General features: G+C 42.2%; 14 protein-coding genes and 3 pseudogenes. 12 read left to right on the top strand and 5 right to left on the bottom strand.

What is annotated here, in order from left to right; genetic code table 11:
* Position 1: 1 nt before the first annotated feature.
* Positions 2-206, top strand: a pseudogene (locus LZP46_RS09630) (tyrosine-type recombinase/integrase); the annotation flags it as partial.
* A 72-nt stretch (positions 207-278) separates the two neighbouring features.
* Here LZP46_RS09630 and istB read toward each other — a convergent pair.
* Positions 279-1052 (bottom strand): IS21-like element ISAba8 family helper ATPase IstB, encoded by a 774-nt coding sequence (gene istB, locus LZP46_RS09625; protein ID WP_096902795.1) that lies wholly within the window; start codon positions 1050-1052, stop codon positions 279-281.
* A complete protein-coding gene (istA, locus tag LZP46_RS09620; RefSeq protein ID WP_019383901.1) occupies positions 1052-2071 on the bottom strand; it encodes an IS21-like element ISAba8 family transposase in 1020 nt (339 codons plus the stop codon). The genes istB and istA overlap by 1 nt, the downstream gene beginning before the upstream one ends.
* Before the next feature lie 589 nt (positions 2072-2660).
* On the opposite strand from istA, the gene LZP46_RS09615 reads away from it, so the two are divergent.
* The 4 genes and pseudogenes from LZP46_RS09615 to LZP46_RS09600 form a co-directional block, all read left to right on the top strand.
* The gene (locus LZP46_RS09615; RefSeq protein WP_236093709.1) at positions 2661-5072 is read left to right on the top strand and encodes a hypothetical protein; all 2412 of its coding nucleotides are present in this window, start codon (positions 2661-2663) and stop codon (positions 5070-5072) included.
* A 349-nt stretch (positions 5073-5421) separates the two neighbouring features.
* Positions 5422-6276: a YagK/YfjJ domain-containing protein gene (locus LZP46_RS09610; protein ID WP_236093708.1), complete on the top strand. Its 855-nt coding sequence runs from the start codon at positions 5422-5424 to the stop codon at positions 6274-6276.
* A 123-nt stretch (positions 6277-6399) separates the two neighbouring features.
* A complete protein-coding gene (locus LZP46_RS09605) occupies positions 6400-6678 on the top strand; it encodes a hypothetical protein (protein ID WP_236093707.1) in 279 nt (92 codons plus the stop codon).
* 22 nt (positions 6679-6700) lie between these two features.
* Positions 6701-7222 (top strand): annotated as a pseudogene (locus LZP46_RS09600) (DUF932 domain-containing protein); the annotation flags it as partial.
* A 31-nt stretch (positions 7223-7253) separates the two neighbouring features.
* Here LZP46_RS09600 and tnpC (LZP46_RS09595) read toward each other — a convergent pair.
* The 3 genes from tnpC (LZP46_RS09595) to LZP46_RS09585 all read right to left on the bottom strand — a co-directional run bounded on the left by tnpC (LZP46_RS09595) (position 7254) and on the right by LZP46_RS09585 (position 9669).
* Complete coding sequence (gene tnpC / locus LZP46_RS09595; protein ID WP_236093706.1) at positions 7254-8879, bottom strand: IS66 family transposase; 1626 nt, start codon at positions 8877-8879, stop codon at positions 7254-7256.
* 74 nt (positions 8880-8953) lie between these two features.
* Positions 8954-9289, bottom strand: a complete 336-nt coding sequence (gene tnpB, locus LZP46_RS09590) for an IS66 family insertion sequence element accessory protein TnpB (RefSeq protein ID WP_165382150.1) — start codon at positions 9287-9289, stop codon at positions 8954-8956.
* Complete coding sequence (locus LZP46_RS09585; RefSeq protein WP_230245512.1) at positions 9286-9669, bottom strand: transposase; 384 nt, start codon at positions 9667-9669, stop codon at positions 9286-9288. Before LZP46_RS09585 ends, tnpB (LZP46_RS09590) begins: the two co-directional genes overlap by 4 nt.
* A gap of 102 nt (positions 9670-9771) precedes the next feature.
* Here LZP46_RS09585 and LZP46_RS09580 point away from each other — a divergent pair.
* From LZP46_RS09580 to LZP46_RS09550, 7 genes and pseudogenes are all read left to right on the top strand, one after another.
* Positions 9772-10275, top strand: a pseudogene (locus LZP46_RS09580) (DUF932 domain-containing protein); the annotation flags it as partial.
* A 208-nt stretch (positions 10276-10483) separates the two neighbouring features.
* Complete coding sequence (gene tnpA, locus LZP46_RS09575) at positions 10484-10867, top strand: IS66-like element accessory protein TnpA (RefSeq protein WP_004691518.1); 384 nt, start codon at positions 10484-10486, stop codon at positions 10865-10867.
* Positions 10864-11199: an IS66 family insertion sequence element accessory protein TnpB gene (gene tnpB, locus LZP46_RS09570; RefSeq protein ID WP_000618087.1), complete on the top strand. Its 336-nt coding sequence runs from the start codon at positions 10864-10866 to the stop codon at positions 11197-11199. Before tnpA ends, tnpB (LZP46_RS09570) begins: the two co-directional genes overlap by 4 nt.
* Positions 11200-11273: 74 nt before the next feature.
* On the top strand, positions 11274-12857 hold the full coding sequence (gene tnpC, locus LZP46_RS09565) for an IS66 family transposase (RefSeq protein WP_236093705.1): 1584 nt from the start codon (positions 11274-11276) through the stop codon (positions 12855-12857).
* A gap of 49 nt (positions 12858-12906) precedes the next feature.
* The gene (locus LZP46_RS09560; protein ID WP_236093704.1) at positions 12907-13980 is read left to right on the top strand and encodes a YqaJ viral recombinase family nuclease; all 1074 of its coding nucleotides are present in this window, start codon (positions 12907-12909) and stop codon (positions 13978-13980) included.
* A gap of 206 nt (positions 13981-14186) precedes the next feature.
* Positions 14187-15071 carry a recombination directionality factor gene (locus LZP46_RS09555; protein ID WP_180160554.1) on the top strand — a complete coding sequence of 295 codons (885 nt, stop codon included), beginning with the start codon at positions 14187-14189 and terminating at the stop codon, positions 15069-15071.
* Positions 15072-15147: 76 nt separating this feature from the next.
* On the top strand, positions 15148-15378 hold the full coding sequence (locus LZP46_RS09550; protein WP_180026577.1) for a helix-turn-helix transcriptional regulator: 231 nt from the start codon (positions 15148-15150) through the stop codon (positions 15376-15378).
* Positions 15379-15442 lie beyond the last annotated feature (64 nt).

The following is a 15442-nucleotide window of genomic DNA, read 5'->3' as shown; positions in this document are numbered from 1 at the left end:
ATTGATTCACAACCAAGAACTCCTTTTTTTTGTATCATCTAAATAATAAAGAACCAATGAGCAGTGAATCAATTCTGGTTGTGATTAAGCGGTCAGGCTCTGCAGGTCGAATGACAACCCATGGTTTTAGGTCACTTTTCAGTACCATACTCAATGAGTCAAATCTATTTAACCCTGATACTATTGAGTGCCAGCTTGCTCATGTGTCAACGGCATTCTAAAATTGACCCCTTTCACCTTACAAATGGCAAAGTAAAATTGACCCCTTTGATCTCGTATTAAATTTCAACCTGGGGCTGAATCCCAATTCTTTTTTTATCCTTCAAACGATAACTCTCACCCGATATTTGTACCACATGACAGTGATGCAATAACCGATCTAACATCGCAGCGGTCAACGTGACATCATCTGCAAAGGATTTGGACCACTGGCTAAAGGGTAAGTTACTCGTCAATATCGTACTGCCTTTTTCATAACGCTTGGCAATCACGTTAAAGAACAGATTCGCTTCTTCACGTCCAAACGGTAAATAACCAATTTCATCGATAATCAGTAACTTTGGTCCCAGTACCGCACGTTGCATATAGGTTTTCAATTTACCTTGCTGATAGGCTGTACTCAGTTGCAGCATGAGATCGGCGGCGGTAATAAACTTGGTTTTGACATTGTTCATGATGGCCTTATAGCCTAATGCCATGGATAAATGCGTTTTCCCTACACCGCTAGCCCCGAGAAACACCACATTTTCTGCTCTAGCAATAAAGCTCAGGTTGAACAACTCGACCACCTGTGATTTGGGAGCACCCAGTGCATAATTAAAATCGTAACCTTCCAGCGTTTTCACTTGAGGCAGGCCTGAGAGTTTCATCAGGACCTGCTGGCTGCGCTGTTGCCTGGCAGCATATTCATGCGTCAAGATCGCTTCAACAAAGTCGGCATAACTTCCATCCTGACCTAATGTTTGTTGTGCATGATGTGACCATTGTGATGCGATGGCAGGCAGATTGAGCTTTTGGCAAAGTTGCTCTATACGGTCGTATTGCAGATTCATCAGGAAACTCCCAGCAACTGGTCATATACCGATAAGGGATGCTGCAAACTCTCGTAGGGCATGACATGCTGTGCTGCTGCAACAGGTACAGTGCTAGAACCTGTATCTGATTGCGGTAATGGCGTAAATTTTTGCTGCTCCTGTTGCAGTCGAACAGCCGGTTTTTCTTGCGTGGTGGCATGAATCCGCTGATTGGCGGTTTCATGCAGCCACCGGCCAATGTGGGCATTGGCGACATCAACATCTAACAGTAAACCCGAAGTCTTCAGGCTTGCTTTCAATGGCACAATAAAGCTTGATTTGAGGTATCCATTAAAGCGTTCAACTTTGCCTTTGGTCTGTGCACGGTAGGGCTTACATACGCGAGGACGAAAGCTGTATTTCTTGGCGCAGTCGAGCAGTTTGGGATTCCATTTATGCTGCCCCTCCTGATAGGCATCCCGTTCAATCATGATCGTTTTAGCGTTATCAAACAGGATTTCTTGAGGTACTCCTGCAAAAAACTGAAATGCATTTTCTAGACCATCGATCCATGCATCGGTACGTTCATGATCATAAAATTTCACGAAAGTCGCTCTGGAATACCCTAATGTTGCGACAAAGGCTTTTAAAGTCGTGCTGTTACGTCGAATCGTGGTGAAATCCACTTGCATTTGTTGGCCAGGTTGGGTTTCAAAACGAATGATCGGTTCCGGTTGAGCAACTGGTTTTAATGTTGCAAGATATTCCCTCAAGATCCTGATCTTTCCTGGATATCCCAACCCTAAAATTTCCTGGTAGAGCACAACAGCAGGAATCCATTCAGGATGAGCTGCGTTTACACGTTGGAGTAAATAGGGTTTATATGGGTCAAGGATACTTATTCTAGGCTGTATACGCTGATACTGAGGTGTGGTGTTTTGCCGTAAATATTTACGTACGGTATTTCTGGACACCCCCAGTTCACGACTAATGGCTTTAATAGATTTACCTTGTTGATGAAGTATTTGGATTGTCACTGCTTGCTCCAAAGTTAACATGTTGAGCAGTCCAAAATGACCGCTATATTAACCAAGGGGGTCAGTTTTTAAATGCCATTAGGGGGTCATTTTTACACTGCCGCTAACACTCATGCTCCTCAGAACAGAATTGGATCCGATTATAACCGAGTGAAGTACTGGGATGAGTGGGCAAAAGTTATGGAGTGGCCTTGGGAATAGGTAAGAAATTGGGGGTGTTAAGTAGGGGTATTTTCATTTTATTTTCTCACTTAATTATAGTTTGAATTGATTTCAGAGACGTGCCTAGTACGTCTTTTTTTATGCCTGAAATTTATTCAGGTTCAGATGATCATCTATTGATGTATACAAATTAACTAGTCAAAAAATAAGTTTGACTCTAGTTTTTCATAATTAAAATGAATGATATAGACCTACATATATAAAATATATGACATAATTATCTATGGTATAGATAATATTATTAATGGGATAGAAATTAAAATAAATTTATTTAATCTTTGTTTTAAAGGATTTTAGTAGCAATTTTTATAGAATATTTAAATAATAAAGTGCTAAAGATTTTTTTGTCAGACCTACACGAAGACTTTAGAGGGGGAGTTTGAATTTAATGTTAAGAATATTATTGAAGGATGAAGAGTTTTGTGAGGGGCTTTTTGCTTATCTCAAGGAAAAGTTTAGGCTCAGATTAAGTGGTCTAAGCAGCATGCAAAAATTTAATGATCTGTATATTTATCATGAGACAATTCTTGCTCTTGAAAGCTTACATGGAACGTTGCTAAAAATAGAAAGTCACTCTGCGCCAACGAGGAATGACTATGAGAAGGCAAAGATGGCAAATGATTTAGAGGCGCAGAGTAGAATTATTGAGTTTTATAAAAAATTGGTATTGGTCGATGAGGCACAGCATGAGGCCTTTTTAAAATTCCACGAAAACTATATTTTTGATTCATTGATTTCTAGTTACTCATCTTATTATTTTGATCAGAGAGAAAAACTGAGCACTAAACTTGTAAATTGGACGGTCGAGACGTTTCAAGCGGAGAAAGTATTTCAATACGTTGAAGAATTTGAAAGGCAAGTTAAAGAAGGGAGATTGGGACACTCTCGGCTAATACAGGATGAAGAAAATCAGCAGAATTCTGTTCATAAACAGCTTATGGATGACTATGATTATTTAGTGCAAAAAAATATACAAATTGGTTCAAGTGTTATTGAAATTGAATTACCTTCCAAACTGCTTATGGTAGATGGAGCTGAAGGCTCTTGGTCGGGAGCTTTATTGGCGAAGGTCATTCAGAGGCTGCAAGGTTATTTGGGAAATGATCATGCGATATTAATGTATATAAATCATAGTCACATTGTTAGTTATGGAACGATCAATTTATCATATCTGATTATCTACAAAACAACGGTCTATAATAATCATAAGCTGCTTTACCAAAAAATTTACGAGCAAGTTTTTTCAATAGTTGGTGAGATACATAGTTCTGAAGTTTCTATAATCAATTATGCAGCTATGCTTGAAAAAATATATCCCAAGGAAAAATTTGTGGGTGGGCTATCGTCAAAAAAAGATAGAAAAGTATTCGGTGATAAATTTTTAAAGTATTTTTTATGCAGTACATTTTTGATCAATCTAGATAAAAATGATGAGTTGAAGATTCAAGAGGATCTGAAGGGACTCATTTTAAATAAAGGTATGTGTTTTAAGGATAAAGTTGAAAATCTCAATAAATCAAAAGAAAGAGCGGATTTACTGTGTAAGCCATTAAAGCCTAGTCCACTTTATTTGGATGAGCTAGTAAAAAAAATTGACTCATCTGAAATGAATAGCTTCTTCACTACAAAAGAGTTGCCAATTGAAGATGCTAAGTGGTTACAGGTGATTCATCTTTTGTATCGGCAACAAGCTATAGTCGAATTAGATGTGTATGTACGAGAAATGATGTATATAGAATCATTCTTAATTAGACTGGATAGAACAATAATTTATGAATTTAGTGAAGGAAATAATTCAGATAGTTTTTTGAGATCACCATCACTTAACAAGCTTACTTTAATTTTTAGGCAGTTCATTCTATGTTCTTTATTTTATTGCTGTAAAAATTCTGACAATATTTCAAAGAAATTAAGTACAGAGCATTCTTATCGCTTTCTTAGTCATTTTGTTGATAGTTTTCAATTAAAAGGTTATTTCTGTAATGATATTAGAAGCCTTAAAAGAGATTTAAGAGAAGAACAGTTTAGACTTAAAGAAAGCATAAATAGAGAAAGAAAGCGATTTATCAAAGCGGATGAAAAAGTAGATGCGATTAAAAGTTATCTTAAACATGTGCTTAATGGTAAAGATGTTGTAGTTTGCCGATTTATTTTTAAGTGTGAGGTTAACAATAAAGAAGGTGCGGAGCATTTTGATGCAATGTTTAGAGATTATATTGAGAATCTTAAACGTAGACGTACAGCTACAATGTATTTGGATGGTCATGTGGCAGCATATATTCCTAATTCTCAAGAGCACTACATTGATGCAACGTTGATTTTTAGGATTGATGATAAATTAAGCGAAGTTTCTTCTAGTCTTTTGGGTGAGGTTAAAGAATATTGGGCTAATTATGTGCAGTATAAGCATGATCAAATTTTAACATATAATAAAAAACATCCTGAAAAAACCATGCAAGGTGTAACTAATCCATTTAAATTTTTTAGTGATTCTTATTTAATTGCTGAGCCTGTATCAGTGGTTTTAGAGGAACGAGAATTGAACTTTTCTTCAGTTATTCTCTATAGTGGACAAAGGAAAAAGCAAAGCTTGTTTGTTCATTATGCATCTACATACTATGCTCACTGTCAAATGATCCTAGTTACTCCATCTGAATATACAATGTTGAGTAGAAAAAAGTGTTTAATTTTAGGGCGCCCGAAACGGAAATCTATTGATAAGTCATCCAAAGCTACTAATGTAAGTGACTCTGATCAATTAATATCAAGTAATCCAACAGTAAGTGGCAACATTAAATAGGTGACTAATTTAACTTTTAATTCTTGACTGATTTTGGATGATAAATATTGACCTAACTTCCGCTTCCACTTTATCCATACAAATAGGGTGAAATCGTCAGATTTTCCATATTTGCTATAGAAGTAGAGATTGTGAATTCTTGTGCGATAGATTGGGGTATCTTCCAAGTATAGATCGCTAGGATATATATTTAATATATATTCTATTTATTAAATACTTAAACATTCTTAATCAACCTTCATCACTCCAAATGATGAAGGTTTTTTATTGAGTTTAATATTTCAGTCCATGTGTAAAAAATACTGAGCAGTAATTCCTATGTCTTTAACCAAGCATAGGAAATACATTCGTGAACGAAGCACAAATATTACTTGATATTGAAAAATTCATGCTTAAGGTATCTAGAAGAAAATACCGCTGGAATGATTTCCAGTCTGACTTTGATGCACTTAAAAGCAAGGCAAGAGCTGTCCATAACTCAGACTGTGAATACAGTCCCTTAGTACAAGCTTATTTTGATCTGCTGCCTGAACATATTTCTTGTGAGGATCAGGAGATCTTTGAAAGTAAGAGCGTATTTCAATGCTTTCAGCGGGAGTTGGCTGAAAAGCAGGAAAGCTTCTTGGATGGATTCATTGATCAGATTCGAGATAACCAAGGAAGTTTAAAAAATTATTTTAATGAGCTGTTGCAGCGTCATCGTAAGCTGCTATTGGTACGAGTTGATCTGTCATACAGAGCTTTGGCTCAACCGAGTATAAGTCAGTTCAATCGTGATATTAAGAAGTTGGTCAGCCGCATTCAGGATAAGGATACTATTTTTAAGGATCAGGTCGGGTATGTCTATCGTCTAGAGCAGGGTGGAAAAAGCAGAGGGTATCATTGTCATCTGTTGCTGATATATAACGGTTCTTTGCGTAATCGAGATTCTTACTTAGGACAGTGCATTGGTGAATTGTGGAAAGATAAAATTACAGGAGGGTGTGGACAGTTTTATAACTGCAATCAAGCTGAGCATAAAAAGTATTATTGGGGTTTGAATCAGTTAGGTATTGGAATGATTGAAAGGCGTAACTCTAAAGAGGTAGGGAACGCGTTAAAAGCAATAGGTTATTTAGCTGATCCTGATAAAGATGATCAATACTTAAGAGCTCCTTTGAAGGGCATGCGGAAGTTTAGTAAAGGTGGCTCAGGGCGCAGATAACGGGATTCCAAAAAATCATAGATATACATCATTAACATGAACGAAGAATGTTTATTTCCCCCTGACATTCAAAAACAGAGGCTTGCCATGCGGTAAGCCTTTTTCATTTTTGAGGTATATCTTATGAGTTTAACTTGTCCTTACTGCCTATCCGATCAAGTCATCCAAGTGGTGAACCAACAAGTGAATGGAACTGAATCCTCAGGTCTAAGAGCATCTGCTTCATTAGCGACCATTGGTGCATCCATATCAAAGAGCTTACCTTTGCCTGTATCACCGTTACTCGGTGGACTAGCAGGCGCAGTCATTGGTGGTTTATTCAGTAGTGTGTTTGATGAGCCGAAAAAGCCGATCACTATGACTTACTACCACTGTAATCATTGTCAGCAGAACTTTCGCTGAGCCAGCATAGGAGATCGAATCAATGGCCCATCAAATTGAACAAATCGCCTATGTAGGTGAAACGCCTTGGCATGGCTTAGGTAATCAGCTGAGTCCCAATCAACCTCTGGAAGTTTGGGCGCGGCAGGCAGGAATGGATTGGCGTATTGAAACATCTGATGTCAGTTATATGGCTCAGAATGAACGTGGTCAAAGCATTATCATGCCATTTGAAGAACAGCGTGTGCTGTATCGCTCAGATACCCATGCACCGTTATCTGTGGTTAGTCAGCGTTATCAGGAAGTTCAACCAAAAGAGATTTTGGAGTTCTATCGTGATCTAACAGAACAATCAGGCTTCGAGCTTGAAACAGCAGGTGTCTTGAAGGGCGGTAAGAAGTTCTGGGCATTGGCGCGTACAGGTCAAAGTACAGCGTTGAAAGGCAAGGATGTCAGTAATGGCTATATCTTGCTTGCGTCGGCCTGCGATGGAACTTTGGCAACAACAGCGCAATTTACCAGTATCCGTGTCGTGTGCAATAACACGCTTGCGATTGCTTTGAAAGTAAGCGTCCGCTGAACCCCATGCCTATTTTTTAATTCGGTTCAGGTTTCCAGCGGTGTGGTAGCAATTCTTCAATCTGAGTCACTTTATGTGTCGGCAACCTTTTCAGCACATCACTTAAATAGGCATACGGATCCAGCCCATTCAGCTTTGCTGACTGGATTAATGTCATAATATTGGCTGCTCGCTGACCGCTGCGCAGCGAACCTGCAAATAACCAGTTCTTACGTCCCAACGCCCAGGGGCGCATCTGGTTTTCCACCCAGTTATTGCAAATCGGTAGATTGCCATCATCCAGATAGCGGCTTAAAGCTGGCCAACGCTTCAGAGTGTAATTGATCGCCTTGGCGGTTGGAGAACTCGATGGCACAGTCAGTTGATGTTGGTTGAGCCATTCATACAGTTGTTGCATCACCGGTTGACTATGCTGTTGTCGGTATTCGCGGCGCTGTTCTGCTGTACCATCGGTCTTTTTCCTGAGTTCTGCTTCTATGGCATACAGTTTCTGAATCAGCACTAATGCCTGTTCAGCGACCTGACTTTTTTTGGTCGCATGCAGTTCATGGAATTTACGACGTGCATGGGCCATGCAGCCCACCTCTATGACCTGACCTGATTTAAAGCGTGCTTTATAACCGCTGTAATCATCACAGACCAGATGGCCCTGCCAGTCTTTCAGGAACGCTTCAGCATGCTGACCTGAACGACTATCCTGAAAGTCATAGATCACGGCTTGAACTGGATTGTACTGTGTAGTGGCATAGGCCCAGACATAACCTTTCTTCGGTTTTTTCTCATTCTCACCCATCCGCATAATGGTGACCGGCGTTTCATCGGCATGGATCACCCGCTGTTGCAGCACCACCTGTTTTAAGGCATTGGCCAGAGGTTCCAGTTCCACACCGCAGCGACCAATCCAGTCAGATAAAGTGGATCTGGACAGATCAATGCCAGCCCGCTGATAGATCAGACGTTGACGGTACAGCGGCAAATGATCGGCATATTTCGATACCAAAACATGGCTGAGCAGTTCAGGTGAAGCAATGCCTTTATCAATCACATAGGCGGGCATCGCTTGCTGAGTCAGGGTGTCACACTGATCACAGACCCATTTACCACGCACATGCTGTTCCTTATAGAACTGTGCCGGTCTGAAATGCAGTTTTTCACTGACATCTTCGCCGATACGCCGGAGTTGGCATCCACAAGCACATTGGGTTGATGCAGGTTCATGCTCAATACGGATGGTGTGTAGATGATCTGGCAGTGGTCGACGTTTAGGTTTATTGGTTTTGGCTTTCTGTGTCGCTGCATTAGTTTTATCTGCATTTAGCCGTTCCAGTTCTAGATCAACCGCGGCAATATCTTCTTCAACCGCTTCATCCCACAGATGGATTTGTTTTGCCGTTAAGTGTTCATTCTTTTGGGCGAATTTGTGCTTTTTAAACAGCGCCAGTTCATGCTCGTATTTTTGATTGAGAATAGAAAGATGTTGAACTTTAGAATCTAATTGCTGATTGGTGACTTCAAGATGTTGAACTCTGGCATCTAATTGCTGGTTTGATTGTGCTAGAGACTGATGCTGCATCGCCAACTGCCGGGTAAATTCCAGCAGTTGTTCATGGGTCAGTTGGCTTAAGTCAGGCAGCGTATTCATGACCGCAGTATGCCTGAGGTCATGAAGAGAATGAAATAGAACGTTTGGAGAATAGCAGAATAGCCGAGCTTGGTTTAGAGCATTGTTACCACTTGCTGTCGTCCAATGCGCTGCCAGGGCAAACCCTGGATTAATGCCTGTAACTGTTCCGGGTTGAGGACCACGGTTTCACCTTGGTGAACTTGAGCCCAGTGGAATTTTCCCTGTTCCAGCCGCCTGGCACACAGCCAGATGCCCAGTCCATCATGTACCAGCACTTTCATACGATGGCCACGTTTATTACAGAACAGGTAGGCGCAATGCGGTTTGATGTAGCCAAAGGCTCTCACCACCTGAGCCATGGTCGTATCCATACCTGCACGCATGTCCATGGGCTGAGTAGACAACCAGATTTCATCAATGCGGATCATGTTGCAAGTGCCTTGAGTAATTCTGCCAAGACAGGTATTTCTGATGTCTGCCATTTTAGCTGAATATCATTATTCGTATGAGGCACGGTGATACACAACGTGATCCTCTCATCAATAGGTTGGCTGATTGCAGCAGTGTAAGGCAAAGCAATAAATGCTGGATTCACATGAGTAGGATCCTGCACGGCACCATCATGATGGCTGAAGATCCTGATCCAACGACTGACAAGGTTGGCATTAATACTATGTTGCAGTGCGACCGAAGCGATCGAGGTATTAGGATTTTTGCAGGCATTGACAATACTGAGTTTGAATTCTTTGCTGTATTTTCGGCGTTTTTTAGCAACAGGAGGTGTTGCTGAATATATATCCATGTTCATGGATTAAGTCCCCACTTGTTTCTAAGTGGGGACTAAATTAAGGCTTATAGGATGAATTCAGAAGGTGTGTTCAGCGGACGCTTACCTTTGAAAGGCGCAACTGCAAGTTCAGGTGTGGTCAAAGTGCCGCACAGCACCAAGTTCGATGCAGAGAAAGTGAAACAGCAATTGGGTGTTTCAGTGCGTGCATGGGATGAACACATGTACGAAATGAAACAATTAAGCCAGCGTAAAGTGAGTCAGCAGGAAGCCAAAGCTTACTTTGATGCAGTCTTCAATAACAGCACCATGTCTATTGCAGATCCTGAGGAGAACATTATTCAGTTCTACCGTCAGGTGGCAAGCAACCCACCACAGCAAAACAAAACTGAACCAAATGGAAGAGCGATGACTAAAGCACTCGACATGTTTAATGGTCAGGGACGTGGCGCAATGCTGTCTTCAGCAAAGGACACGGCTTATGGTTTGCTATGCTCGATCACAGAGTTTGCAGATCATGAAAGACGTGCCATGAGTACAGATCACCGTTTAGATTCTGCGTGGTTCGGTGCAGGTGCAGGTCTGAAACAAAGAGGCTTAGAGCAAGCTTTGGCATTGCTTGCCTGAGATACATTTAGCCTAAGCTATATCTAACCCAATATTTGCCATCTCATATTCACCATACCCAGCATGAAGCTGGGTATGGTTTTTTTATGCCGTTCAATATTTACAGAAATCTATATTTATAAGTAAGCGTCCGCTGAACACACCTTATGAATTCATCCTATAAGCCTTAATTTAGTCCCCACTTAAAAACAAGTGGGGACTAAAATTTATGACTACAAATCACCAGACATCCATCGCATCTCTTGCGAAAAAACGAAGAACATACAGTGCTGAATTTAAACAGCAGATCGTTCAGGCTTGTAAAGCACCGGACGTTTCAATTGCTTCGGTCGCTTTGCAACATGGATTGAATACAAATCTTGTATCCAAATGGATTCGCTTAATTGATGCTAAGCCTGGGAATGATCGCTCACCACTACCGAATAAACCTGCATTTATTGCCTTATCCTGCTCTGCACCACTAGATCCTACTCCTACTGACATGTTAACGGTTCAAATTACTTTACCCCACTCAAAAGCAGAAATTGGCTTGAAATGGCAAGTATCAGAAATATCTGCTTTAGCAGAATTACTCAAGGCACTTGCAACATGATCCGCATTGATGAAATCTGGCTTTCTACCCAACCTCTGGATATGCGAGCAGGGATGGATACTGTCATGGCTCAGGTGGTGAGAGCCTTTGGCTACATTAAACCGCATTGTGCTTACCTGTTCTGTAATAAACGTGGCCATCGTATGAAAGTGTTGGTACATGATGGACTGGGCATCTGGCTGTGTGCCAGGCGTTTGGAACAGGGAAAATTCCACTGGGCTCAAGTTCACCAAGGTGAAACCGTGGCCCTCAGCCCGGAACAGTTACAGGCATTAATCCAGGGTTTGCCCTGGCAGCGCATTGGACGACAGCAAGTGGTCACAATGCTCTAAACTAGCTTGATCCATTCTGCTATTCTCCAAACGTTCTATTTCATTCTCTTCATGACCTCAGGCATACTGGGGTCATGAATACGCTGCCTGACTTAAGCCAACTGACCCATGAACAACTGCTGGAATTCACCAGGCAGTTGGCGATGCAGCATCAGTCTTTGGCACAATCAAACCAGCAATTAGATGCCAAAGTTCAACATCTTTCTATTCTCAACCAAAAATACGAGCATGAACTGGCGCTGTTTAAACAGCACAAATTCGGCAGTAAAAACGAACATCTCACTGCAAAACAAATCCATCTATGGGACGAAGCGGTCGAAGAAGATATCGCAGCCGTTGATCTGGAATTAGAACGATTAAATGCAGATAAAACCGATGCAGGGACACAGAAAGCCACAGTCAACAAACCTAAACGTCGACCACTGCCAGATCATCTACACACCATCCGTATTGAGCATGAACCTGCATCAACCCAATGCAGTTGTGGCTGCCAGTTACGTCGTATCGGCGAAGATGTCAGTGAAAAACTGCATTTCAGACCGGCACAGTTCTATAAGGAACAGCATGTGCGTGGTAAATGGGTCTGTGATCAGTGTGACACCCTGACTCAGCAAGCGATGCCCGCCTATGTGATTGATAAAGGCATTGCTTCACCTGAACTGCTCAGCCATGTGTTGGTATCGAAATATGCCGATCATTTGCCGCTGTACCGTCAGCGCCTGATCTATCAGCGGGCGGGCATTGATCTGTCCAGATCTACTTTATCTGACTGGATTGGTCGCTGCGGTGTGGAACTGGAACCTCTGGCCAATGCCTTAAAACAGGTGGTGCTGCAACAGCGGGTGATCCATGCCGATGAAACGCCGGTCACCATCATGCGGATGGGTGATGATGAGAAAAAACCGAAGAAAGGTTATGTCTGGGCCTATGCCACTACACAGTACAATCCAGTTCAGGCGGTGATCTATGACTTTCAGGATAGTCGTTCAGGCCAGCATGCTGCAGAGTTCTTGAAAGGCTGGCAGGGTTATCTAGTCTGTGATGATTACAGTGGTTATAAAGCACGCTTTAAATCAGGCCAGGTCATAGAGGTGGGCTGCATGGCGCATGCACGTCGTAAATTCCATGAACTGCATGTAACTGGGAAAAGTCAGGTCGCTGAACAGGCATTAGTGCTGATTCAGAAACTGTATGCGATAGAAGCAGAGCTCAGGAAAAAGACCGATGGTACAGCGGAAGACCGCCGCGAATACCGACAACAGCATAGTCAACCAGTGATGCAACAACTATATGAATGGCTCAACCAACATTATCTGACAGTGCCATCGAGTTCTCCCACCGCCAAGGCCATCAATTACACTCTGAAGCGTTGGCCAGCTTTAAGCCGCTATCTGGATGATGGCAATCTACCGATTTGCAATAATTGGATTGAAAATCAGATGCGTCCCTGGGCCTTGGGGCGCAAGAACTGGCTGTTTGCAGGTTCGCTGCGCAGTGGTCAGCGAGCGGCAAACATCATGACGTTAATCCAGTCAGCAAAGCTGAATGGCTTGGATCCGTATGCCTATTTAAGTGATGTGCTGAAAAGGCTGCCGACACACAAAGTGACCCAAATTGAAGAGTTACTGCCACACCGCTGGAAACCTAAATCGAATTAAAAAATAGGCATGGGGTTCAGCGGACGCTTACATTTATAAGGATGTCGCAATGAATCAAATGATCCCAATGACACACCAGAACGCTCCACAACCAACAATAAATCCCTTAAACACAGCTAAGCGTTCCAATACAGCCAAACGTTTGGTTAGTACCAAAGATATGGCCTATCAGGATTGGCTTGAAGTCCGCAAACAAGGTATTGGCAGCAGTGATGCTGCAACAGCATGCGGTTTAAACCCCTACATGTCGATGCTCGAACTGTGGCTGATCAAAACAGGCCGTCAGACGCAGTCGATTGAAGATGAAAGCTCGGGTCTTGCACCACTGTATTGGGGCAAGCAACTGGAACCCTTAGTCGCAGAGTATTACAGCATGCACACCAATTCCAAGGTCCGCCGTGTGAATGCTGTTCTACAACATCCTGATCCTGACAAGCACTTTATGTTGGCAAACTTGGATTACTCCGTTGTTGGCAATGAGGAAGTACAAATTCTTGAATGTAAAACTGCAGGGGAGCATGGAGCCAAATTATGGCGAGATGGTGTACCGCTATATGTATTGTGTCAGGTGCAGCATCAATTGGCTGTGACAGGAAAGCATGCAGCGCATGTCTGTGTATTGCTCTGTGGACACGAAACCAAAATCTTTAAGGTCACACGATCTGAATCAGTGATTGAGCACATCATCAATGCTGAACGCTATTTCTGGGAATGTGTGGAAAAGGATACACCGCCATCGGTCGATGCAAGTGCATCGGCAGCGGAAGCAATCCAAAGGCTATATCCAAGTCATGTCCCACTGACAGTTGAAGATCTATCACAGAATGAAACCGCCAATCTCATGTTTGATAAGTTGATCAAACTGAAAGAAGAGATTCAGCATAAGCAGGAGCGATTTGATGAACTTAAGCATCAGATTCAGATGATGATGAAGGATGCTGAGCGTGCAGTATTCAGCCGTGGTTCAGTGGTGTGGAAGAAAGCCAAAGATAGTGTTGGTTTGAATACACAAGCTGTCTTGAAGCATCAACCCGATTTGATTGAGCTTTACCCATTGTATAGAGCTGGAAGCAGGCGCTTCAACATTTATTTAGATTCGTCGCTTTCAGACAGGCCAGCATAAAAAATCGGCAAAGCAGCCCCTTCGCCCCATTCTCAAAAAGAACAGGGCATTGGACAGCTTTGCCAGATCAAAAGACCGATGCACAACATATTCCCCCGTGGCCATTGGTGTGTCTTGTTTTTATTAATTTTAAATTAATCGGCTAAAGGGCGGGTGCTCTATAGATTTGGCCGTTTTGTATAAAAATGCAGAAAGAGGAAAACAGCATGATTAAAGGTTTAGCAATCACGCCGCCAATGCTTGGACGAATCAGCATTGGGCGGGTAGTGGAAAAGAACGGAAAACGTCTGCCTGAAAAAGACGACCAATTCACCATAACCTCCCAAATTCAGAACAAAGAAGGATGGATTAAGCATCCGCTAGATGAGCAGCTGCGGGTCAATGTGCCAAATCAAAAGCTGCGGACGATTCCTGTCCGTATGATCTTCAATGATCCTGATCTGAACTTAAGAGCAGAGTACACCATGTTTGACCGGCAAACGGGTCGACCTGTGTGTATGGGAAATGGTGAAACCTGTCAAAGGCGAACACAGCAAGGGATAGAGAAACTGCCATGTCCCTCGCCAGATATATGTCCATTGGCTCAGGGCGGCAACTGCAAACCTTATGGACGATTGCATGTGAACTTAGATGAGTCTGATGAATTTGGCACCTTCATTTTCAGGACAGCGGGCTTCAATAGTATCCGCACCTTGGCTGCTCGGCTGAGTTATTACCATGCGGCTTCGAATGGCTTACTTTCATGTCTGCCATTGCAGTTGACGCTAAGAGGTAAAAGTACAACTCAGAGTTATCGACAGCCGGTGTATTACGTGGATTTAACTTTGAAGGATGGTATTAGCTTGAATGAAGCGATTGTCATGGCAAAGCAAATTGATGAGCAAAGTAAACAGGCGGGGTTCTATCAGGAGGCTTTGGACCATATCGCCAGACAAGGCTTTGCCAATGCGCAATTTGAGATGGATGGAGAGGAGGGATTGGAGGTGGTTGAAGAGTTTTATTCGGATGATCAACAGCAGCCGAAAAGTAATGAAACCAATGCTTTTGATATACAGCAAGAGTTAAAGGGAGCAGTGACTGCATTGAATTAAGTTAGCAGGTAAAAACACACAGATGTGCCGTATCTCATGAGCGAGGAGCTCGTCAACATGAGATGAGGAAATAAACATGAATGCATTTACAGGTCAGACATTTCAGATGCAGCAGCTGATTAGCATCAAGCAGGTTGTAGAATTCGTTGGTGTGGGCCGTTCTACTATCTATGAAATGATGGATGAAAACTCCCCCTATTATGATCCAACTTTTCCAAAGAAAGTAAAGATTACCCAAAACCGAATCGGTTGGTCAGCTTTAGAGATCCATCAGTGGATTGAAAATAAGTTGGCAAGCCGTGAATAATTGGGGAGCTGATGCTCCCTTATTTTTTTGTTTTCGAGTAGACTGAATATGTCTTATAGCCTAA

This window comes from Acinetobacter sp. SCLZS86 (assembly GCF_021560715.1).
Classification (GTDB): domain Bacteria; phylum Pseudomonadota; class Gammaproteobacteria; order Pseudomonadales; family Moraxellaceae; genus Acinetobacter; species Acinetobacter towneri_A.
Note: the sequence above shows the minus strand (reverse complement) of the source record. Positions and strands in the feature narration are given on the sequence as shown.